We start from the raw sequence: 20829 nt of genomic DNA on the forward strand, positions 1-20829 counted from the left end.
TCTCCGCGGCCAGCTGCTTCAGGCGGATCGCGGCAGACAGCCCGGCGGGGCCGCCACCGACGATCACCACGTCGTATTCCATCGACTCGCGTGGGCCGTATTGCTCTAAAAGACTTGCGGGGGTCATCAATGCTCCTCTTGCCATTAGAATGCTTTTTTCGGGATCGTATTGTCGGGTAACGTTCCCCGTGCCGCAACCCAACAGGCTAACATTAGCACGACCGTTCTATTCTGTGGCATCAGATTTGGCGGGCCGACCCCGCCGCGTTCTGGCGCCTATTTACCTCTGAACAGGAACCGGAAATGGGCCGTTCGATCAATCTGGAAGGCAAGGTCGCGATGATCACGGGGGCCTCCAGCGGGCTCGGCAAGCGTTTCGCCCAAGTGCTCTCGCAGGCGGGCGCAAAGGTCGTGCTGGCGAGCCGCCGTGTGGAGCGGCTCAAGGAGCTGCGCGCCGAAATCGAGGCGAGCGGGGGCGCCGCGCACGTCGTCTCGCTCGACGTGACCGACTACCAGAGCATTCGCTCGGCGGTCGCGCACGCGGAAACCGAGGCGGGGACCATCGACATCCTCGTCAACAACTCGGGCGTCTCCACGACGCAAAAGCTCGCCGACGTCACGCCCGCCGACTTCGAATACGTGTTCGATACCAACACGCGTGGCGCCTTTTTCGTGGCCCAGGAAGTGGCCAAACGGATGATCATGCGCGGCAACGGCGGCGGCCCGAAGCCGGCCTACCGCATCATCAATATCGCTTCGGTGGCGGGGCTGCGTGTGCTGCCGCAAATCGGCCTGTACGCGATCAGCAAGGCCGCGGTCGTCCACATGACGAAGGCGATGGCGCTCGAGTGGGGCCGCCACGGCATCAACGTGAACGCGATCTGCCCGGGCTACATCGACACGGAGATCAACCACCACCACTGGTCGACCGAGCAGGGGCAAAAGCTCGTTTCGATGCTGCCGCGCCACCGCGTCGGCAAACCCGAAGACCTGGACGGCCTGCTGCTGCTGCTCGCCGCCGACGAGTCGTCGTTCATCAACGGTTCGATCATCACCGCCGACGACGGCTTCGGGCTCACCTGAACTGAGGCGAGTCCGGCCGGCGCCCGGCATTCTGTTTTCCGCAACAACACGAAGTTGAAGTGCAATGAGTGACTACCACCCCGTATTTGAAATGACCATGCCGATCCGTTGGGGCGACATGGATGCGTTCGGCCATGTGAACAACACGGTCTATTTTCGCTACATGGAGCAGGTGCGCATTTCCTGGTTCGAGCATCTTGGCGTGGCCTCGGAGAGCGGCGACGGACAGGGCCCCGTGATCGTCAATGCTTCGATGGAATTTCTCAAGCAACTGCATTACCCCGGCGACATCGTCTGTACGATGACGGTCGGCCAGCCCGGCCGCAGCAGCTTCGACACCGGTTTCGAACTGCGCCGCGCCGACGAGCCGGACACGCTCTACGCACGCGGGAACGCGCGCTGTGTGTGGATCGACTACGCGGCAGGCAAATCGGTGCCGATTCCCGATATGTTGCGCGCCACCATCGAGCATGCGGGACTGGTGAAGTCCGACCGGATAGGTTGAGCGCCCCGATGTCGCGCGCTGCCCCGCAGTGCGCGGCCCTGGCGTCCTTACTGGCCGAGCAGCCGCTGCAGCAGCTCGGTGGCGTTGCCGGTGTCGTACTTGCGCATGAGGCGCGCGCGATAGACATCCACGGTGCGCGGGCTGATATCGAGCACGCGCCCGATCTGCTTGCTGGTCTTGCCCGTAACGAGCTGCGCGGCGATCTCGCGCTCGCGCGGCGTGAGCTCGATGGCCACGCGGCGCGTCGCGCTCAGGTCTTCAAACGTCCAGACGCCCGCCGCGTGCGGCTCGGCGCGATCGAGCGAGCGCCCCGTGACGTGGCACCAGAAGAGTTCGCCGTTGGCGCGCTTCATGATGCGGTCGTCGGCATAGCTGCCTTGCGCCGTCATGATCGGCGGGATGCGTGCGCCAATGCGCTCGAACTCGTCCGCGGAAGGGTAGAGCACCTGGAACGACTGGCCGATCAGCGCCTCGCGTACGCAGCAGAAGATTGCGGCGACCTGGTCGTTGCAATCGACGATGGTGCGCTCGCGCGCCAGTACGAGGCCGATGGGCGCGAGATGGAACGCGGTCTGGTAGTCGAGCGCGGAGCGTTCGACGGATTGGGTGGGAGCAGCCATGGCGGACGGTGCGGGTATTGCTTTATGTAGTTTTGCGTATTGTGCCGCAACAGGAGGCCAGCGTACGCTTTGCACCCATCGGAGGGGCAGTTTTCCAGGCTCGCGCGGCTCGTTTGGGCCCGTGCGCACGGCCCGGCCGGGCTGCCGGCTTCACGGCAGCGCCGCCGGGGCATGACTAGAATTGAACATCCGGACGCGCCAGACGTCCGCGCGACAAACCGGATTGGCGGATTTCCATTCGAGGAAGGGACACACTGATGAACAAGGTCTATAAAAGCGCGGCTGCCGCGCTCGAGGGCATCGTCAAGGACGGCCAGACATTCGCGGTTGGCGGTTTTGGGCTGTGCGGCATTCCCGAAGCCCTGATCGCCGCACTGCGCGATACGGGCGTGAAGGGCATCACCTGCATCAGCAACAACGCAGGCGTGGACGGCTTCGGCCTCGGCCTGCTGCTGGAGACGCGCCAGATCAAGAAAATGATCTCCTCCTACGTGGGCGAGAACAAGGAATTCGAGCGCCAGTATCTGTCGGGCGAACTCGAACTCGAATTCACGCCGCAAGGCACGCTGGCTGAAAAGCTGCGCGCGGGCGGCGCCGGCATTCCGGCGTTCTTCACGAATACCGGCTTCGGCACGCTGATCGCCGAAGGCAAGGAAACGCGCCAGTTCGGCGACAAGCACTACGTGCTCGAGCATTCGCTCACGGCAGACGTCGCGCTCGTGAAGGCGTGGAAGGCCGACAAGTCGGGTAACCTGGTGTTCCGCCGCACGGCGCGCAACTTCAACCCGATGTGCGCGATGGCGGGCAAGATCACCGTGGCGGAAGTGGAAGAGATCGTCGAGAACGGCGCACTCGATCCGGACGCCGTTCATACGCCGGGCATCTTCGTGCAGCGCATCGTGCTCAACGCGCACCCGGAAAAGCGCATCGAACAACGCACCGTGCGCGCCGCAGCTGGCAAACCCGCGGGCAACTGAGGAAGGAGACCGACCATGGCATGGAATCGTGACGAAATGGCCGCGCGCGCGGCGAAGGAACTGCAGGACGGCTTCTACGTGAACCTCGGCATCGGGCTGCCCACGCTCGTGGCCAACCATGTACCCGCGGGCATGGAAGTGTGGCTGCAGTCGGAAAACGGCCTGCTCGGCATCGGCCCGTTCCCGACCGAGGACGAAGTGGACGCCGACATGATCAACGCCGGCAAACAGACCGTGACAACGCTGGCGGGCTCGTCGATTTTCTCGTCCGCGGACTCGTTCGCGATGATTCGCGGCGGCCACATCAACCTGGCGATCCTCGGTGCGATGCAGGTGAGCGAGAAGGGCGACCTGGCCAACTGGATGATCCCCGGCAAGATGATCAAGGGCATGGGCGGCGCGATGGACCTCGTGGCGGGCGTCGGCCGCGTGGTCGTGCTGATGGAGCACGTCGCGAAGGGCGACCAGCACAAGATCCTCGAGGCCTGCACCTTGCCGCTGACGGGCGTGGGCGTGGTCGATCTCATCATCACCGACCTTGGCGTGATGGAAGTGAGCGATGCGGGTCTGAAGGTGACCGAACTCGCACCGGGCGTCACGATCGACGAGATCAAGGCGAAGACCGGCGCGCCGCTCGACGTGAGCGCCGTGGGCTGAACGTCGTCGCGTAAGCACGATTGGCGGCGGGCGAGACTTCGGTCTCGCCCGTTTCGTTTTTGCGCATGGCTTGCGCACGGTCCGCGTGCGGCTTGACCGACGATGCCGTGCGGCAAAGCCGTTTACAATCGGCCGAAAGCCTTGATGCGCCTTCGAGCGAGGATTCCGCGATGACCGAATCGACCGCAGTGCCGCGCCAGCAATACGTCCAGTGTCTCAGTCCCGCGGGCCTGCACCGCATCGCGTACACCGAGTGGGGCGACCCCGCCAACCCGCGCGTGCTCGTGTGCGTGCATGGACTCACGCGCTCGGGGCGCGACTTCGACCGCTTCGCGGCCACGATGGCCGACCGGTATCGTGTCGTGTGCCCCGACGTGGCAGGGCGGGGGCTGTCATCGTGGCTGCTCGACCCGCGCGGCTACGGCGTCGCGCAGTATGTGGCCGACATGGTCACGTTGATCGCACGTACCGGCGTGGAGAAGGTGGACTGGTTCGGCACGTCGATGGGCGGCCTGATCGGCATGGCGCTCGCGGGGCTGCCGGGCGCGCCCATCGGCCGCATGCTGCTCAACGACGTCGGGCCGCATATCGAACCCGCGTCGCTCGCGCGCATCGGCGAGTACGTCGGGCAAGGCGGGTCTTTCGCTACGCTCCAGGAAGGCATCGACAACGCGGCGCTTCTCGCGGCCTCGTTCGGTCCGCTGAGTGCCGATGAATGGCGCGAGATCAATACGCCGTTGCTGCATGAAGTGGAAGGCAAGTGGCGCTACCGGTACGACCCGCGCATTGCGGAGCCCTTCAAGTCGCTCACGCCCGAGCAGAACGAGGAGGGCGAGAAGTTCCTGTGGCGCTCGCTCGCTGCGTTCGAAGGGCCTGTGCTCGTCGTGCGCGGCGCGCTTTCGGACCTGCTTTCGCGTGAAACCGTCGAAAAGATGGTCGCGACCGGGCGCCAGGTATCGAGCGTCGAAATCGAGGGCGTCGGGCACGCGCCGGCCTTCCTCGCGCCCGACCAGCTCGCGATCGCGCGCCGTTTCTTCGACGGCGAGGCCCTTCGCGCGTCATAATATGAGATTGGCCGGCATATTCCGGCGCGCGCCGATGCGCACCGGATCGTGCCGGTCCGGAAGTCGACCGTTTTTCACTTCTCAACAGGAATTTTCATGGCAGTCATTCGTCACCACGTTGGCCCGCGTCTCTCGGAAACCGCCATCCACAATGGCACCGTCTACCTGGCTGGCCAGATCGCCGAAGACACGACGCAAGACATCGGCGGCCAGATGCGCGAAGTGCTCGGCCACATCGACCGTCTGCTGGGTGAGGCGAACAGCGACAAGTCGCTGCTGCTCTCGGTGCAGATCTATATCGCCGACATGAAGGATTTCCCCGGCATGAACGCCGAGTGGGACAAGTGGGTTGCGCAAGGCGCGACGCCGCCGCGCGCGACGGTCGAAGCGAAGCTCGCGAATCCGGAATGCCTGGTCGAGATCGTCGTGGTGGCTGCGCAGCGCGATTGAGCAGCTGGTTTGATCCTTTTCGTTGTCGCCCGTCCGGCAAGCCGGTGGGCATCGCCTCATGAGTAGCGACACCGTTCCTCCTTCCCCCGCGGTTACCGCCGATCCCGGCGCGCTGCCGTCGCTCGACGACGCGCTTGCGTTCGTGCGCAAGCACGCCGGCGACGCACGTCTTTCCACGGGCGAGCCGCTCATCGAGCATGCGCAGGGCACGGCAGTCATCATGAGCCGGCTCAATGTCGACCCGCCTGCGGTGCTTGCCGCGGCGCTCTTCAATCTCGCGCCGCATCTCGACGATCCGGAAGGCGCGCTCGAAGCGCGCTTCGGCGCGGAAGTCGCGAAGCTCGTGTTCGACGTGCGCAAGCTCTTGCGGCTCGGCACCGTGAGCCTGCGCGCGGCGCAGCACGCCGTGCCCGAAGCGGGTCGCGAAAGTCGCGACGCCCAGGCGGCGCGGCGCGCGCAGGTCGAGTCGCTGCGCAAGATGCTGCTCGCGTTCGCGCAGGACATTCGCGTCGTGCTGATCCGACTCGCGTCGCGTTTGCAGTCGCTGCGCTTTTATGCGGCGGCGAAGATCAAGCCGGCGCCCGAGATCGCGCACGAGACGCTCGAAATCTACGCACCGCTCGCCAACCGCCTCGGCATCTGGCAACTGAAGTGGGAACTCGAAGACCTCGCGTTCCGCTTCCAGGAGCCCGATACCTACAAGCGCATCGCAAAGCTGCTCGACGAAAAGCGCGTGGAGCGCGAGAGCTACGTGTCCGAGGCGATCGCGCGGCTGCAGAGCGAGCTTGCCGCTGCGCATATCCAGGCCGAGGTGAGCGGGCGGCCCAAGCACATCTACAGCATCTGGAAGAAGATGCGCGGCAAGGAGATCGACTTCTCCGAGCTTTACGACGTGCGCGCGTTCCGCGTGATCGTGCCCGACATCAAGGATTGCTACACGGTGCTCGGCATCGTGCACAACCTCTGGCAGCCGGTGCCTAGGGAATTCGACGACTACATCTCGCGGCCCAAGCCCAACGGTTATCGCTCGCTGCATACGGTCGTGATCGGCGACGACGGCCGCGCGTTCGAAGTGCAGATCCGCACGCACGAGATGCATCAGTTCGCCGAATACGGCGTGGCCGCGCACTGGCGCTACAAGGAAGCCGGTGCGAAGGGCTACGGCGGCCAGTTCAGCGCGAGCAGCAGCTACGACGAGAAGATCGCGTGGCTGCGCCAGCTGCTCGCGTGGAAGGACGATGTCTCGGATGGGCGCCAGCCGTGGGAGCAGTTGCGCCAGGCCACCCTCGACGACGACCACATCTACGTCCTCACGCCCCAGGCGCGCGTGATCGCGCTGCCGCAGGGCGCAACGCCGCTCGACTTCGCCTATCACCTGCACAGCGAACTGGGCCATCGCTGCCGCGGCGCGCGCGTGGACGGCGCGATGGTGCCGCTCAACACCCAGCTGCGCAACGGCCAGACGGTCGAAATCGTCTCGGTGAAAGAGGGCGGCCCGTCGCGGGACTGGCTCAATCCGCAGCTCGGTTATCTCCAGAGCCCGCGTGCGCGCCAGAAGGTCCGCGCGTGGTTCAACGCGATCGAGGCGCAGGAAAACATCGCCAACGGCCGCGCGATGGTGGAAAAGACGCTGCAGCGCGAGGGCCGCACGTCGGTCAGTCTCGATCAGCTCGCGGCCAAGCTGGGCTTCAAGTCGCCCGACGATCTCTTCAGCGTGGTCGGCAAGGAAGAGTTCAGCCTGCGCAACGTCGAGCACGCGCTGCACGACGCGCCCGCGGCCGAGCCCGAAGAGGAGACGCCCGAGCAGCTCACCAAGCGCGCGAGCGGCGCGAACGTCGCGCATGGCGGATCGTCGGGCGTGCTGGTGGTGGGCGTGGACGCGCTTCTTACGCAGCTCGCGCGCTGCTGCCGGCCCGCGCCGCCCGACGCGATCAGCGGTTTCGTCACGCGCGGCAAGGGCATGTCGATCCATCGCAGCGACTGCCCGACCTTCCGGCGCATGGCCGCCCGCGCGCCCGAGCGCGTGCTGCACACCACGTGGTCCGCCGACGTGATGGGCGGGCGCGGTCAGTCGGTCTACCCGGTCGATATCTCGATCGAGGCGACCGACCGCCAGGGTTTGCTGCGCGACATCTCCGAAGTGTTCGCGCGCGAGAAGATGAACGTGATCGGCGTGAAGACGCAGTCTCGCCGCAATGCGGCGTACATGCAGTTCACGGTGGAAGTGTCGAGTTCGGCGCAGATCCAGCGCGCCTGCGTGCTGCTCGGTGAGGTGGGCGGAGTGCAGCGGGCGTCGCGCAGGGGATGAGGCGGCCAGACGAGGCAGGCAAAGATTGCCGCGCTGCAAAAAATGCTTGCCAAGTCTGCGGCTACTTCATATAATCTTCCTTCTTCAGGCTCGTAGCTCAGCTGGTTAGAGCACCACCTTGACATGGTGGGGGTCGTTGGTTCGAGTCCAATCGAGCCTACCAACGAAATCGAATCCTTGGCGTTGCCGGGGGCTCAAGGCAGTAAATGCACACAGCGCGCTGCGCCTGCAAAGGAAGCAGCCATAAGGCGAATACGGTTATGACACCGCGAACGTTTACCGAAACTACTTCGGAGCGACGCTAGTCGAGGACCTCTTTCGCCTCTGCAGTCAGGTTTGAAAAGTGAATGCGGCCCCTCGAAAGCGGGGCCGCATTTTTTTTCGCTGCGAAGTTTTCCGCGGTCTGTTCCCCACGAACAATACGATGTGCCTGCGCGGCACTTCTGGAGAAAAACATGGTTGCGATACGTCTGCCCGACGGTTCGGTTCGACAGTACGATCATCCCGTCACGGTCGCCGAAGTGGCGGCTTCGATTGGCCCCGGCCTCGCCAAGGCGGCGCTCGGCGGCAAGCTCGACGGCGAACTGGTCGATACGTCGACGCTGATCGATCGCGACGCATCGCTCGCCATCGTCACGGACAAGGACGCCGACGGCCTCGACATCATCCGTCACTCGACGGCGCACTTGCTCGCCTACGCGGTGAAGGAGCTGTATCCGGAAGCGCAGGTCACGATCGGACCGGTCATCGACAACGGTTTCTATTACGACTTCGCCTACAACCGCCCCTTCACGCCCGAAGATCTCGAGAAGATCGAAAAGCGCATGCAGGAACTCTCGAAGAAGGACGAGCCGGTGTCGCGCCGCGTCGTCACGCGCGGCGAAGCCGTGGACTACTTCAAGAGCATCGGCGAGAAGTACAAGGCCGAGATCATCGAGTCGATTCCGGGCGACCAGGAAATCAAGCTGTACTCGCACGGCGGCTTCACGGACCTGTGCCGCGGCCCGCACGTGCCGTCCACGGGCAAACTGAAGGTCTTCAAGCTCATGAAGGTCGCGGGCGCCTACTGGCGCGGCGACTCGAAGAACGAGCAGCTGCAGCGCATCTACGGCACGGCCTGGACGAAGAAGGAAGACCAGGATCAGTACCTCCACATGCTCGAAGAGGCCGAAAAGCGCGACCACCGCAAGCTCGGCAAGCAGCTCGACCTGTTCCACATGCAGGACGAGTCGCCGGGCATGGTGTTCTGGCACCCGAAGGGCTGGACGCTCTGGCAGCAGGTCGAGCAGTACATGCGCGGCCGCCTGCGCCTGGCCGGCTACGACGAAATCAAGACGCCGATGATCATGGACCGTTCGCTCTGGGAAGCGTCGGGTCACTGGCAGAACTATCGTGAAAACATGTTCACGACGGAGTCGGAAAAGCGCGACTACGCGATCAAGCCGATGAACTGCCCGGGCCACGTCCAGGTGTTCAACCATGGCTTGCGCTCGTACCGCGATCTGCCCCTGCGCTACGCGGAGTTCGGCTCGTGCCACCGCAACGAGGCGTCGGGCGCGCTGCACGGCCTCATGCGCGTGCGCGGCTTCGTCCAGGACGATGCGCACATCTTCTGTACGGAAGATCAGATCATCAGCGAGTCGATCGCCTTCAACACGCTGGCGATGAGCATTTACAAGGATTTCGGGTTCGATCACATCGACATCAAGCTCTCGCTGCGCCCGGATTCGCGCGCGGGGACGGATGAGACGTGGGATCGCGCCGAGCAGGGCCTGCGCGAGGCGCTCACGGCCTGCGGTCTGCAGTGGGAAGAACTGCCGGGCGAGGGCGCGTTCTACGGTCCGAAGGTCGAGTACCACATCAAGGACGCGCTCGGCCGCTCGTGGCAGTGCGGTACGCTGCAGCTCGACATGGTCCTGCCGGAGCGCCTTGGCGCCGAGTACGTGGCCGAGGACAACAGCCGTCGCCGCCCGATCATGCTGCACCGGGCCATCCTCGGTTCGATGGAGCGCTTCCTCGGGATTCTGATCGAGCACCATGCCGGCGCGATGCCGCCGTGGCTCGCTCCGGTGCAGGCCGTTGTGATGAATATCGCGGAAAGTCAGGCCGAATATGCCGCGAATCTGGTCCAATCGTTGCAAAAACAAGGGCTTAGAGTGGTGGCCGATTTGCGCAACGAGAAAATTAGCTATAAAATACGCGAGCACACGCTTGAGAAGGTCCCATACCTGCTTGTCGTCGGCGACAAGGAGCGTGAAGCACAAACGGTAGCCGTGCGTGCCCGTGGCGGCGTCGATCTGGGTGTCATGCCCGTCGATGCCTTTACAGCGCGTCTTGCGGAAGACATCAAGACGTTCAGGTAAGCCACTGCGGCAGCGCGGCTCGTTTTTTTAATTTTTAGAGGAAACGTAACATCGCTACGGATAAGTCGCATCGCATCAACGGTGAAATCACTGCACCCGAGGTGCGTCTCGTCGGAATCGAGAACGAGCCGCTCGGCATCGTAAAGCTGGCCGATGCGTTCCGCATGTCGGAACAGCAGGACGTCGATCTGGTTGAAATTGCCCCGCAGGCGGTGCCTCCCGTGTGCCGCCTCATGGACTACGGCAAGTTCAAGTACCAGGAATCGAAGAAGCAGCACGAGGCCAAGCTCAAGCAGAAGGTCATCCAGGTCAAGGAAGTCAAATTCCGCCCGGGTACAGACGATGGCGATTACAACGTCAAGCTGCGTAATCTCATCCGCTTCCTCGACGATGGCGACAAAACGAAGATCACGTTGCGTTTCCGGGGCCGCGAAATGGCCCACCAGGAAATCGGTATGCGTATGCTCGAGCGCCTGCGCACCGACCTCGAAGAAGTCGGTCAGGTCGAGCAAATGCCGAAGATGGAAGGGCGCCAGATGATCATGGTGCTCTCGCCCAAGAAGAAGAAGTAACTGGCGTGCCGCGCGGTTCGACCTGCGCGGCGGTCAACATGCAGTTTTCAATGACGTCTTCGGCGCCCAGGCGCAGGAGGCGGCAAGCAGGTTCCGGAACGGCGCCCGCGCGCTGCACGTGAAGTGCGGCAAACGGGCGTTTTTCCTGGAAGCGGCGGCGAGCTTGTTTTTCAAAAGCCAGCCAGTCGCCAAAACAAGTGGAGTGGGTTTCGAAGGGCGGAGTCCCGGCAAGGTGTGTGAACACTGCGCCAACCGCACACCCATGTCCATCAAATAATGGAGTTGTCTGTCATGCCGAAGATGAAGACCAAGAAGAGCGCTGCAAAGCGCTTCGTGGTTCGTCCGGGCGGTACCGTCAAGCGCGGTCAAGCCTTCAAGCGTCACATCCTGACCAAGAAGACCACCAAGAACAAGCGTCATCTGCGTGGTGCAACGGCCGTTCATGATTCCGATCTGAACTCCGTGCGCGCAATGCTGCCGTTCGCGTAATCCTCAACCGATAACTCATAGGAGCGAAACATGCCTCGAGTCAAACGTGGGGTTACCGCACGGGCCCGCCACAAGAAGATCATCAACCTGGCCAAGGGTTACCGCGGCCGTCGCAATAACGTCTATCGCATCGCCAAGCAGGCGGTCATGCGCGCAGGCCAGTACGCCTACCGCGATCGCCGCAACAAGAAGCGTGTGTTCCGCGCACTGTGGATCACGCGTATCAACGCGGCGGTGCGTCAGCACGACATGACCTACAGCGTGTTCATCAACGGCCTGAAGAAGGCTTCGATCGAACTCGACCGCAAGGTTCTGGCTGACATGGCTGTGTTCGACAAGGCTGCATTTGCTGCGATCGTCAAGCAGGTGAAGGCCGCCGTCGCTGCCTGATAGCAGGTATTGCGCAGGTTCGTTGCAGCAGACATTCCGGTAGTCTCGGTGATGCTGCAACAAAAACGGGGCTCCTCACCGAGCCCCGTTTTTGTTGGTAATCACGCTTCTTGCGCCGCTTCATGGAGTGTCTTCGCGCCGTCATTGCCAGGCGTCATCGTGGCGTGCCGTGAGCGCGGAGAGGCTCCAAGTCTCAAACTCTGACGCTGAAAAGATGGGATCAATGGATCTGGACCAGATTGTCGCCGACGCGCAAAGCGCGTTCGCCTCCGCCCCCGACGTCAACACGCTTGAAAACGAAAAGGCCCGCTTTCTCGGCAAGTCCGGCGCGCTGACCGAACTGCTCAAGGGTCTCGGCAAGCTCGACGCGGAAACGCGCAAGACCGAAGGCGCGCGCATCAACGCCGTCAAGCAGCAAGTGGAAGCCGCGCTCACCGCGCGCCGCCAGGCGCTCGCGGACGCGCTCCTGAACCAGCGTCTCGCCGCCGAGGCGATCGACGTCACGCTGCCGGGCCGCGGCACGGGCACGGGCAGCCTGCACCCCGTGATGCAGACGTGGGAACGCGTCGAGCGCATTTTCGGCTCGATCGGCTTCGACGTGGCCGACGGTCCGGAGATCGAAACCGACTGGTACAACTTCACCTCGCTCAACAGCCCGGAGAACCATCCGGCGCGCTCCATGCAGGACACGTTCTACGTGGACGGCAAGGACGCCGATGGCCGTCAGCTTTTGTTGCGCACGCACACGAGTCCGATGCAGGTGCGCTACGCGCGCACGCACACGCCGCCCATCAAGGTGATCGTGCCGGGTCGCACGTATCGCGTGGACAGCGACGCCACGCACTCGCCGATGTTCAATCAGGTCGAAGGCCTGTGGATCGAAGAGAACATCAGCTTCGCAGACCTGAAGGGTGTCTACACGGACTTCCTCAAGAAGTTCTTCGAACGTGACGACATTCAGGTGCGCTTCCGTCCGTCGTACTTCCCGTTCACGGAGCCGTCGGCCGAAATCGACATGATGTTCGAGCAAGGCAAGAACGCCGGCAAGTGGCTCGAGATCTCGGGCTCGGGCCAGGTGCATCCGACCGTGATCCGCAACATGGGCCTCGACCCGGAGCGCTACATCGGCTTTGCGTTCGGCAGCGGCCTCGAACGCCTGACGATGCTGCGCTATGGCGTGCAGGACCTGCGCCTGTTCTTCGAAGGCGATCTGCGCTTTTTGCGTCAGTTCGCGTAGAGCGGCGACGCATTCGCTTGCAGTGCGCGAGGCGGACGCAGCATCTGAAGAAGGTGCGCGAGCATCCGCCTACGCGACGGTCACAATCTGTCTGGAACGTAAAACCAAATGCTATTCCCCGAATCCTGGCTGAGAAGCTTTGTCGATCCGAAGCTCACGACCGATGAACTGGCCCACGCGCTCACCATGGCCGGCCTCGAAGTCGAAGGCCTGAGCCCGGCGGCGCCCCCCACCACGAAAATCGTCGTGGGCCGTGTGCTCGAAGTCGTCAAGCACCCGGACGCGGACAAGCTCAACGTCACGCAGGTCGATGCCGGCACCGGCGCGACGCTGCAGATCGTATGCGGCGCGCCCAACGTCGCGCCCGGCATCAAGGTGCCCGTGGCGCTCGTGGGCGCCGAGCTGCCGCCCGCCGAAGAAGGCGGCAAGCCTTTCGCGATCAAGCTCTCCAAGCTGCGTGGCGTGGAAAGCCAGGGCATGCTGTGCTCCGCGCGTGAACTGAAGCTCTCGGAAGACCACAGCGGCCTGATGATCCTGCCGGAAAACACGCCGATCGGCCAGGACATCCGCGAAGCGCTCAATCTCGACGACACCATCTTCGAAATCAAGCTCACGCCGAACAAGGCCGATTGCCTTTCGGTGTATGGCATCGCGCGCGAAACGGCCGCGATCACCGGCGCGCCGCTGCAGGCGCCCGTGTATCCGAAGGTCGAAGTGAAGCTCGATGAAAAGCTGCCCGTGAAGATCTCGGCGCCGGACCTGTGCGGCCGCTTCTCGGGCCGCGTGATCCGCGGCGTGAACGCGCACGCGAAGACGCCGATGTGGATGGTCGAGCGCCTCGAGCGTTCGGGCCAGCGCAGCATCTCGGCGCTCGTCGATATTTCGAACTACGTGATGCTCGAACTCGGCCGTCCGTCGCACGTGTTTGATCTCGACAAGATCCACGGCTCGATGGACGTGCGCTGGGGCCGTAAAGGAGAGACGCTCAGGCTGCTCAACGGCAACACCGTCGAAGTCGATGAAACCGTGGGCGTGATCGCCGACGACCGCGAGATCGAAAGCCTCGCGGGCATCATGGGCGGCGACAGCACGGCCGTCACGCTCGACACCACGAACATCTATCTCGAAGCCGCCTTCTGGTGGCCGGACAGCATTCGTGGCCGCTCGCGCCGCTACAACTTCTCGACCGATGCAGGCCATCGCTTCGAGCGCGGCGTGGACTGGTCGACGACTGTCGAGCACATCGAGCGCATCACGCAGCTGATCCTCGATATCTGCGGCGGCGCAGCCGGCCCGATCGACGATCAAACCGTGAACGTGCCTACGCGCGAAGCGGTGAAAATGCGCGTGGCGCGCGCGAACCGCATCATCGGCGTGAAGATCAGTGCCGACGAGATCGCGCAGATTTTCACGCGCCTCGGCCTCGCGTTCACGCGCAGCGTTGACAACGCGGGCGACGAGAGCTTCATCGTCACGCCGCCGCCGTACCGCTTCGACATCGAGATCGAAGAAGACCTGATCGAGGAAGTCGCGCGTATCTACGGCTTCGAAAAGATTCCGGCGTTGCCGCCGGTGGCGCGCAGCGAAATGCGCGCGACCCACGAAACGCGCCGTTCGATCCACGCCATTCGCCACGCGCTCGCCGCGCGCGACTACGCCGAGACGATCAACTTCAGCTTCGTCGATGCCGAATGGGAACAGGACTTCGCGGGCAACGCGAATCCCGTGAAGCTGCTGAACCCGATCGCGAACCAGCTCTCGGTCATGCGCACGACGCTGTTCGGCAGCCTCGTCAACGTGCTGCGCCACAACCTCAACCGCCGCGCCGACCGCGTGCGCGTGTTCGAGGCGGGCCGCGTGTTCCTGCACGATCCGTCGATCAAGGCGAGCGAGATGACGGTGGAAGGCTTCGCACAACCGAAGATGATCGGCGCGCTCGCGTACGGTCCCGCGCTCGAAGAGCAGTGGGGCGCGCAGACGCGCGGCGTGGACTTCTTCGACGTGAAGGGCGATCTCGAAGCGTTGTTCGCATCGCTCGGCGCCGCGAAGACGCCGCGTTTCGTGAAGGCAGAGCACCCCGCGCTGCACCCGGGACGTAGCGCACGCATCGAAGTCGATGGCCGTGCCGTGGGCTGGATCGGCGAGCTGCATCCGCGCTGGATGCAGAAGTACGACCTGCCGCATGCACCGATGCTCTTCGAGGTCGAGGCCGACGCACTGATGGCGCGCGAACTGCCGACGCCTGGCGAAGTCTCGAAATTCCCGCCGGTCCGCCGTGACATCGCGCTCGTTGTCGATCAAAAGATCGAGGTGCAAGCGCTGCTCGACGAGTTCCAGAAGGGCATGCAAGACGAGCCTTGCCGGATTGTGCAGAGGGTTGCGCTGTTCGATGAATTTCGTGCAAAATCAAATACTTCCGGACTTGGCGCGGACGAGAAAAGCCTTGCCTTCCGGGTGACCCTGCAAGATACTGGCGGAACCCTTCAGGACGAAACGGTCGATACGGCCATCAAGTCCCTGGTGGATCGCCTGGCTCGAGTGTATGGCGCCCGGTTGCGCGGATAAGCTTCTCGGCTCTTCACGTACCGACATCGGCTTCCGGTTTGCGAGGTGGCAAGTCAACCCCGCAACCGGCAGCGCGCCATTGCATAGATAGATGAACGAAATGAACTCGAGTGATTTCGAAGCCCTTCTTGCGGCACAGCGTAGCGCCATGATTCGCGACATTCCTGCCTCGTCGGCAAGCGCCACGAACGACACGCCCACGCTGACGAAAGCCGAACTCGCTGAGCTGCTGTTCGACAACGTCGGTCTCAACAAGCGCGAAGCGAAAGACATGGTCGAAGCCTTCTTCGAAGTGATTCGCGACGCGCTTGAAAGCGGCGACAGCGTGAAGCTGTCCGGCTTCGGTAATTTTCAGTTGCGCGACAAACCGCAACGACCCGGCCGCAACCCGAAGACGGGCGAGGCGATACCCATCGCGGCGCGTCGCGTGGTGACGTTCCATGCGAGCCAGAAGTTGAAGGCGCTCGTGGAGAGCGGTGCCGAGGCGAGCTTCCCGCGTTGATGCGTTGAGGTTGTTTGCCCGCGCTGGTGGCAATCTGGCGGGCGTGAACGTATAAGTAGAAATAGCGGACTTCAAGGACCCAGGCGGCGACGCCTCATTGCGCAACCCCCACGACGGCAACCCGGCGATGACATCGACAAGCGAAAAGGTCGTCTTGCCTCCCATACCCGCCAAGCGCTACTTCACCATTGGCGAGGTGAGCGAGCTGTGCGGCGTGAAGCCTCACGTACTGCGGTATTGGGAGCAGGAGTTCACGCAGTTGAAGCCGGTGAAGCGGCGCGGCAATCGTCGCTATTACCAGCATCACGAGGTATTGCTGATCCGTCGCATTCGCGAACTGCTCTACGAGCAGGGGTTCACGATCAACGGCGCGCGCAATCGGCTCGACTCGCATGGGGCGGCAGCCGACGAAGCCGGGCAGTCGGAAACCGTGGGGGCACCGGTCGCCGAAGGCAAGACCGCCCTCGTGGACGTCGATCAGTTGCGCAAGGAATTGCTGCATGTGCTCGATCTGCTCGGGCGCTGAAACACCCCGCTGAAGGCATGCATGTGAGTCGTTCACGAATTACGTGCGAAGCGGTTCTAATTAGGGAAACTCTCTGTTATACTTTCTAGCTCTCGGGGCGTAGCGCAGCCTGGTAGCGTACCTGCATGGGGTGCAGGTGGTCGGAGGTTCAAATCCTCTCGCCCCGACCAGAAATAGAGCCCGCGTAGTCGAAAGATTGCGCGGGCTTTGTCTTTTGTGCGCCGCGAAAAAACAAGAAGCACAGCACACGAACGAGACCGCAAGATCCGGCTGTTAATTTTTCTCACATATCGGTGAGAATCCTTCGTTATACGGCGGGTGCCGCTCGCCTTACGATACGCATACCTTCGCGCCGGTGATTCGTGCAATCGCGCGCCCGCGCGCAACCCTGTGCTCACTCAGCGCCACCTCACCACTCAGCGCCACCTCACATGAACCCGATCGAACTCGCGCAACTGGTCCTCCTCGCCGCCCTGTGGGGCGGGTCGTTTCTGTTCATCCGCGTCGGCGTGACCGACTTCGGCGTCGCGCCGTTGATGGCGTTGCGCGTCGGCATCGGCGCGCTGTTCCTGCTGCTTGTGCTGTTTTCACGCCGCCCCGCGCGCGAAGCGCTCGGCACGCTGCGCGAACGCGCGTGGCCGCTTTTCATTGTCGGCATCCTCAATTCGGCCGCGCCGTTCTGCCTCTTCGCGTGGGCCGAGCTCACGCTCTCCGCGGGCGTCACGTCCGTGATCAACGCGACCACGCCGCTGTGGGGCGCCGTCGTCGCGTATGTCTGGCTCAAGGATCGTTTGAGCGGCCTGCGCGTGGTCGGGCTCGCGATCGGTTTCGCGGGCGTGCTCGCACTGGTGTGGGATCAGGTCGTCACGCACGCCGGCGACGGCGCGTCATCCACCAGCGCTGCGCTTGCCGCCCTCGCGGCGCTCGTTGCTGCGGCGCTGTACGGCGTTGCCGCGAGCTACACGAAGCGCCATCTCACGGGCGTCGATCCTCTCACGGTCGCTGCCGGGACGATGACGGGTGCGACGCTCGTACTCGCGCCGTTCGCCGTGGCAACCTGGCCGGCTACGCCCATCTCGCTGCATGCGTGGGGTGCAGTGCTCGGCCTTGGCGTGGCGTGCACGGGTATCGCGTATCTGTTGTTCTTCCGCCTGATCGCAGCGGTGGGCCCGGCGCGCGCGATCACGGTGACGTTCGTGATCCCGATCTTCGGCATTCTGTGGGGCGCGCTCTTTCTCGGCGAGCGCGTGTCGATGGGCATGGTCGAGGCGTGCGCGGCGATTCTCGTGGGCACCGCGCTTGCCACTGGCTTCGTGAAGCGCTTGCCCGGATTCACCGCGCGCCGCAGCGGCGCCGGCGCGGAACGCTAGCAGCGTAGGGCGCGCAACGCACTGCCTTGCGCGCCGGTTTAACGAAATCGCGTGACGCTCACCGTCGCGCGATTTGCATTCTGAAGTTCGCTCAAGCCGCCGCGCGAGGCACGGCTTTCACTTCCTTCTCCCGATCGCTGCGGTCACCGCGCCCGATCGGCAACGACGCGACGATCCCCGCCCCCAGCACGAGCAGCACCGCGGAATAGATGAGCCCCGCGGCATAGCTGTGCGTCGCGTCCTTGAGCCAGCCGACCACGAGCGGATTCGCCGCCGAGCTGATATTGCCGATCGCATTGATCACGGCGATACCCACTGCGCGCGCCTGCGGCGTGAACGCCTGATCGGGCGTGGTCCAGAAGATCGACATCGCCGTGTACGACCCCGCCGATGCGAGGCACACGCCAAGCAACTGCACGAGCGGCGCGCCGCCTTGCGCCGTCAGCACGCAGCCGAGCCCGGAGAGCAGCATGGGCGCGGCGAGGTGCCATTTGCGTTCCTGACGACGGTCCGAGCGGCGCCCCCACACGATCATCGCGACGATGGTGACGATCTGCGGAATCGTCGCGACGAGGCCCACGGTGACGTTGCTCGCACCGGCGCTGAAGCCCTTCACGATCAGCGGTGCCCATACTGCGACCATCGCGAGCGTATTGACGAGGCAGAAGTACGCCGCCGCGAAGCGCAGGACCACGGGCGAGCGCAGTTGCTGCCAGAGGCTGCGTTCGCTCGCTGCTTGCGCCGTAGGCGCAGCGAGGGCCTCGGACGGCTCGGCGAGCGCGGCTTCGAGCGTGCGTTTTTCTTGCGCGCTGAGCCAGCGCGCGGCGCGCGGCGTGTCGTCAAGATAAAAGAACGCCACGCAGCCGAGCAGTGCGGCCGGCATGCCTTCGAGCACGAACAGCCATTGCCAGCCGGCGAGTCCCGCATGGCCGTCGAGTTTGAGGATGAAGCCCGAGACTGCGGAGCCGAGCGCGGCCGTCACGGGCATCGCGATCATGAAGAGCGCGTTGGCGCGGGCGCGCCACGCGCTCGGGAACCAGCAGGTGAGATAGAGCAGCATGCCGGGCAGAAAGCCTGCCTCGGTCACGCCAACCAGCATGCGCAGCCAGTAGAGCGTGGTGGCGTTGGTGGCGAACATCGTCGCGGTGGAGGCGAGGCCCCACGCAATCATGATGACGCTGATCCAGCGGCGCGCACCGACGCGCGCGAGCATCAGATTGCCCGGAATGCCGCACGCGATATAGGCGACGTAGAAGAGGGTGGTGGCAAAGCCGAACTGCGTGCTCGACAGGCCGAGGTCCTTCATCATCGTCAGGCCTGCGAACCCGATGTTGATGCGGTCGAGGAACGAGACGACGAACAGCAGGAACAGGAAGCCGAGCAAATGGCGCGAGACCTTGCGCGTGACTTGTTCGGTGGCGGCTGCGCAGTTTGACTGCGCTTGTGCGGACGTTTGCGGCACGCGCGAAGCATGCCCTTGCGGGATTGGGCTCATGTGTCTCCTCCTAAGCACCGGGACGTGAGCGTGGCAAGGGTTATGGCGTTGTTGTTTGCCGCGGATCACAATTCACGCGGATTATGCGAGGCGCCTGCGCGCTGTCTGTCCTCAATTTGGGTACAGCTGCGCCGCGCATTCCGCGAAGTTCGGGAATACCCGGGTCCGGGCGCCATGCCGGTTTTACGCAGAGGGATATCGGGACGACCAGCAAGTCTGAAAATCGTTATTCAGAGATCTGAATGCCCGGTAAATCTAAAGCTCGTAATTGAGACGGATTCGGTAACGAGGTGAGTCCTATTTCGCAAATCCTTCCGTCAATAATCGATGAGCACCATTTATTCGCCTCAATAATCGAAACTGAAAGCTGGCAGTCAGTCATTTTGAAGCCACAGGGCCTTGCAGTGGCGCGATTTGTTGGCTCGCCAGCGAGCGTGTTCGATTTTTCGACGCTAAACTTCGCTCTCATATGTGCGCCAGTCATTAGTGAACATTGGGGCGTGATGCTATTTGTTCTGTCCAGGTGACAAGCGCGTAGTGCATTTCGTATGGGATTTGTGCGGGTGCCGAACCTGCGCGAATCGTGGTTGTGCCCGATGCATGGCGTCATGCTGAATCGATCGAATCGGGGAAAGCTATGAAAGTAAGAAGATTCGTCTGGCACGCTCATGCAGTGCGTTGGGCGCTCACCGCGCTGTGCGCCCTCGGCGCCGCCGGCGCGCAGGCGGACAACACGTTTGGCGTGCAGCTTGGAGCGGGCGTAGCGGACCACGACGTGAAAAAGCTCGACCTCGGCCTGGTGTGGGATCCGGGCCTGCAGTGGTGGCACATCGGCGGGTATCACTTCACGCTGGTTGGTGAAGCGCATGTCGCCTACTGGAAGCTGAATGCGCCGGACGCCGTCTACTCGCATATCTGGGAATACGGCGTGACGCCCGTTTTTCGCTTCATCAAGGACAGCGGCTGGTTCAAGCCCTTCATCGAGGCGGGCGTGGGCTTTCACTTTCTCTCGCACGTCCGGCAGACGCCCGATCGCGCGACGTCGACGTCCTTCCAGTTCGTCGACATGGTCGGTGTTGGTGCGCAGTTCGGCGAGCACGGCAACTATCAGGCCGGGTTCCGTTTCCAGCATTTGTCGAACGCGGATATCAAGGCGCCGAATCCGGGTACGAACTTCAGTCAGATCTACTTCCAGTACAACTTCTAGGGTGCCAGCGGGCATCCCGGCGTCTGTCAGGACGCGTGCTAGAATTTTTTACATGCCGCCTGTCGCGCGGCGCTCAATGACTGGATTTCCGACTGCATGGAGGCCCCATGCCCGCAGGCAGTCAACTCACGCTCTATACGAGCCGCAAGCACAAGAAGGGCCACAAGTCGGCGGTCGCGTGGATCATCGACGCCGCGCGTGCGCAGGGCGTCTTCGGCATCACCGTGCTGGAAGGCTACGAAGGCCTCGACGCCCACGGAAAGATGCACGCCGCCCACTTCTTCGATCTGGCCGACGAGCCCGCCGTGGTGCTGATCGTCGCCGACGAGCCCTCTATCGACGCGCTCCTCGTCACGCTCGAAGCGGGCGGCGTCGAACTCTTCTATACGCGCACGCCAATCGAGTACGGCCGCCTCGCCGGCGCTTGACCGGCACGGTCTTCACGCCGC

At 63.5% G+C, this 20829-nt stretch carries 21 protein-coding genes and 2 tRNA genes; 20 read left to right on the forward strand and 3 right to left on the reverse strand.

What is annotated here, in order from left to right; all coding sequences use genetic code 11:
* A partial coding sequence (locus ACOJB8_RS30615; RefSeq protein WP_475016023.1) for an FAD-dependent oxidoreductase occupies positions 1-127 on the reverse strand: 127 nt, incomplete at its 3' end.
* Between the two features lie 176 nt (positions 128-303).
* Here ACOJB8_RS30615 and ACOJB8_RS30620 point away from each other — a divergent pair.
* Positions 304-1083 carry an SDR family oxidoreductase gene (locus ACOJB8_RS30620; protein WP_028204260.1) on the forward strand — a complete coding sequence of 260 codons (780 nt, stop codon included), beginning with the start codon at positions 304-306 and terminating at the stop codon, positions 1081-1083.
* A gap of 64 nt (positions 1084-1147) precedes the next feature.
* Positions 1148-1588: an acyl-CoA thioesterase gene (locus ACOJB8_RS30625; protein WP_069268196.1), complete on the forward strand. Its 441-nt coding sequence runs from the start codon at positions 1148-1150 to the stop codon at positions 1586-1588.
* Between the two features lie 47 nt (positions 1589-1635).
* On the opposite strand, the gene ACOJB8_RS30630 is transcribed toward ACOJB8_RS30625, so the two are convergent.
* Complete coding sequence (locus tag ACOJB8_RS30630; protein ID WP_069268195.1) at positions 1636-2208, reverse strand: LuxR C-terminal-related transcriptional regulator; 573 nt, start codon at positions 2206-2208, stop codon at positions 1636-1638.
* Between the two features lie 257 nt (positions 2209-2465).
* On the opposite strand from ACOJB8_RS30630, the gene ACOJB8_RS30635 reads away from it, so the two are divergent.
* From ACOJB8_RS30635 to ACOJB8_RS30710, 16 genes are all read left to right on the forward strand, one after another.
* Positions 2466-3185, forward strand: coding sequence for a CoA transferase subunit A (locus ACOJB8_RS30635; protein WP_069268194.1), 720 nt, complete (start codon positions 2466-2468; stop codon positions 3183-3185).
* A 15-nt stretch (positions 3186-3200) separates the two neighbouring features.
* Positions 3201-3842 (forward strand): CoA transferase subunit B, encoded by a 642-nt coding sequence (locus ACOJB8_RS30640; protein ID WP_069268193.1) that lies wholly within the window; start codon positions 3201-3203, stop codon positions 3840-3842.
* A gap of 170 nt (positions 3843-4012) precedes the next feature.
* A complete protein-coding gene (locus ACOJB8_RS30645) occupies positions 4013-4906 on the forward strand; it encodes an alpha/beta fold hydrolase (protein ID WP_475015954.1) in 894 nt (297 codons plus the stop codon).
* 96 nt (positions 4907-5002) lie between these two features.
* Positions 5003-5356, forward strand: a complete 354-nt coding sequence (locus tag ACOJB8_RS30650) for a RidA family protein (protein WP_069268191.1) — start codon at positions 5003-5005, stop codon at positions 5354-5356.
* A gap of 58 nt (positions 5357-5414) precedes the next feature.
* A complete protein-coding gene (locus ACOJB8_RS30655; RefSeq protein ID WP_475015956.1) occupies positions 5415-7664 on the forward strand; it encodes a RelA/SpoT family protein in 2250 nt (749 codons plus the stop codon).
* Between the two features lie 86 nt (positions 7665-7750).
* A tRNA-Val gene (locus ACOJB8_RS30660) sits at positions 7751-7827 on the forward strand.
* A gap of 292 nt (positions 7828-8119) precedes the next feature.
* The gene (gene thrS / locus ACOJB8_RS30665; protein WP_069268189.1) at positions 8120-10027 is read left to right on the forward strand and encodes a threonine--tRNA ligase; all 1908 of its coding nucleotides are present in this window, start codon (positions 8120-8122) and stop codon (positions 10025-10027) included.
* 50 nt (positions 10028-10077) lie between these two features.
* Entirely contained in the window at positions 10078-10599 is a 522-nt protein-coding gene (gene infC, locus ACOJB8_RS30670; RefSeq protein ID WP_083245567.1) for a translation initiation factor IF-3, read from the forward strand.
* Between the two features lie 291 nt (positions 10600-10890).
* Positions 10891-11088, forward strand: coding sequence for a 50S ribosomal protein L35 (gene rpmI / locus ACOJB8_RS30675; protein WP_004191477.1), 198 nt, complete (start codon positions 10891-10893; stop codon positions 11086-11088).
* 30 nt (positions 11089-11118) lie between these two features.
* Positions 11119-11478 (forward strand): 50S ribosomal protein L20, encoded by a 360-nt coding sequence (gene rplT, locus ACOJB8_RS30680; protein WP_004192938.1) that lies wholly within the window; start codon positions 11119-11121, stop codon positions 11476-11478.
* Positions 11479-11701: 223 nt separating this feature from the next.
* Positions 11702-12715, forward strand: a complete 1014-nt coding sequence (gene pheS / locus ACOJB8_RS30685; protein WP_069268188.1) for a phenylalanine--tRNA ligase subunit alpha — start codon at positions 11702-11704, stop codon at positions 12713-12715.
* A gap of 108 nt (positions 12716-12823) precedes the next feature.
* Positions 12824-15280 (forward strand): phenylalanine--tRNA ligase subunit beta, encoded by a 2457-nt coding sequence (gene pheT, locus ACOJB8_RS30690; protein ID WP_342945943.1) that lies wholly within the window; start codon positions 12824-12826, stop codon positions 15278-15280.
* A gap of 91 nt (positions 15281-15371) precedes the next feature.
* The gene (locus ACOJB8_RS30695) at positions 15372-15782 is read left to right on the forward strand and encodes an integration host factor subunit alpha (protein WP_028204248.1); all 411 of its coding nucleotides are present in this window, start codon (positions 15372-15374) and stop codon (positions 15780-15782) included.
* Between the two features lie 127 nt (positions 15783-15909).
* Positions 15910-16308, forward strand: coding sequence for a MerR family transcriptional regulator (locus tag ACOJB8_RS30700; protein WP_342945942.1), 399 nt, complete (start codon positions 15910-15912; stop codon positions 16306-16308).
* A gap of 93 nt (positions 16309-16401) precedes the next feature.
* A tRNA-Pro gene (locus tag ACOJB8_RS30705) sits at positions 16402-16478 on the forward strand.
* 261 nt (positions 16479-16739) lie between these two features.
* The gene (locus ACOJB8_RS30710; RefSeq protein ID WP_342945941.1) at positions 16740-17678 is read left to right on the forward strand and encodes a DMT family transporter; all 939 of its coding nucleotides are present in this window, start codon (positions 16740-16742) and stop codon (positions 17676-17678) included.
* A 91-nt stretch (positions 17679-17769) separates the two neighbouring features.
* On the opposite strand, the gene ACOJB8_RS30715 is transcribed toward ACOJB8_RS30710, so the two are convergent.
* Positions 17770-19173, reverse strand: a complete 1404-nt coding sequence (locus tag ACOJB8_RS30715; RefSeq protein WP_342945940.1) for an MFS transporter — start codon at positions 19171-19173, stop codon at positions 17770-17772.
* A 637-nt stretch (positions 19174-19810) separates the two neighbouring features.
* Here ACOJB8_RS30715 and ACOJB8_RS30720 point away from each other — a divergent pair.
* Together ACOJB8_RS30720 and ACOJB8_RS30725 are read left to right on the forward strand one after the other, a co-directional pair.
* On the forward strand, positions 19811-20380 hold the full coding sequence (locus ACOJB8_RS30720; RefSeq protein ID WP_069268184.1) for an acyloxyacyl hydrolase: 570 nt from the start codon (positions 19811-19813) through the stop codon (positions 20378-20380).
* 107 nt (positions 20381-20487) lie between these two features.
* Positions 20488-20808 (forward strand): DUF190 domain-containing protein, encoded by a 321-nt coding sequence (locus ACOJB8_RS30725; RefSeq protein ID WP_069268183.1) that lies wholly within the window; start codon positions 20488-20490, stop codon positions 20806-20808.
* The last annotated feature ends 21 nt before the right edge of the window (positions 20809-20829 follow it).

The organism is Paraburkholderia sp. BR10141 (genome assembly GCF_056155635.1).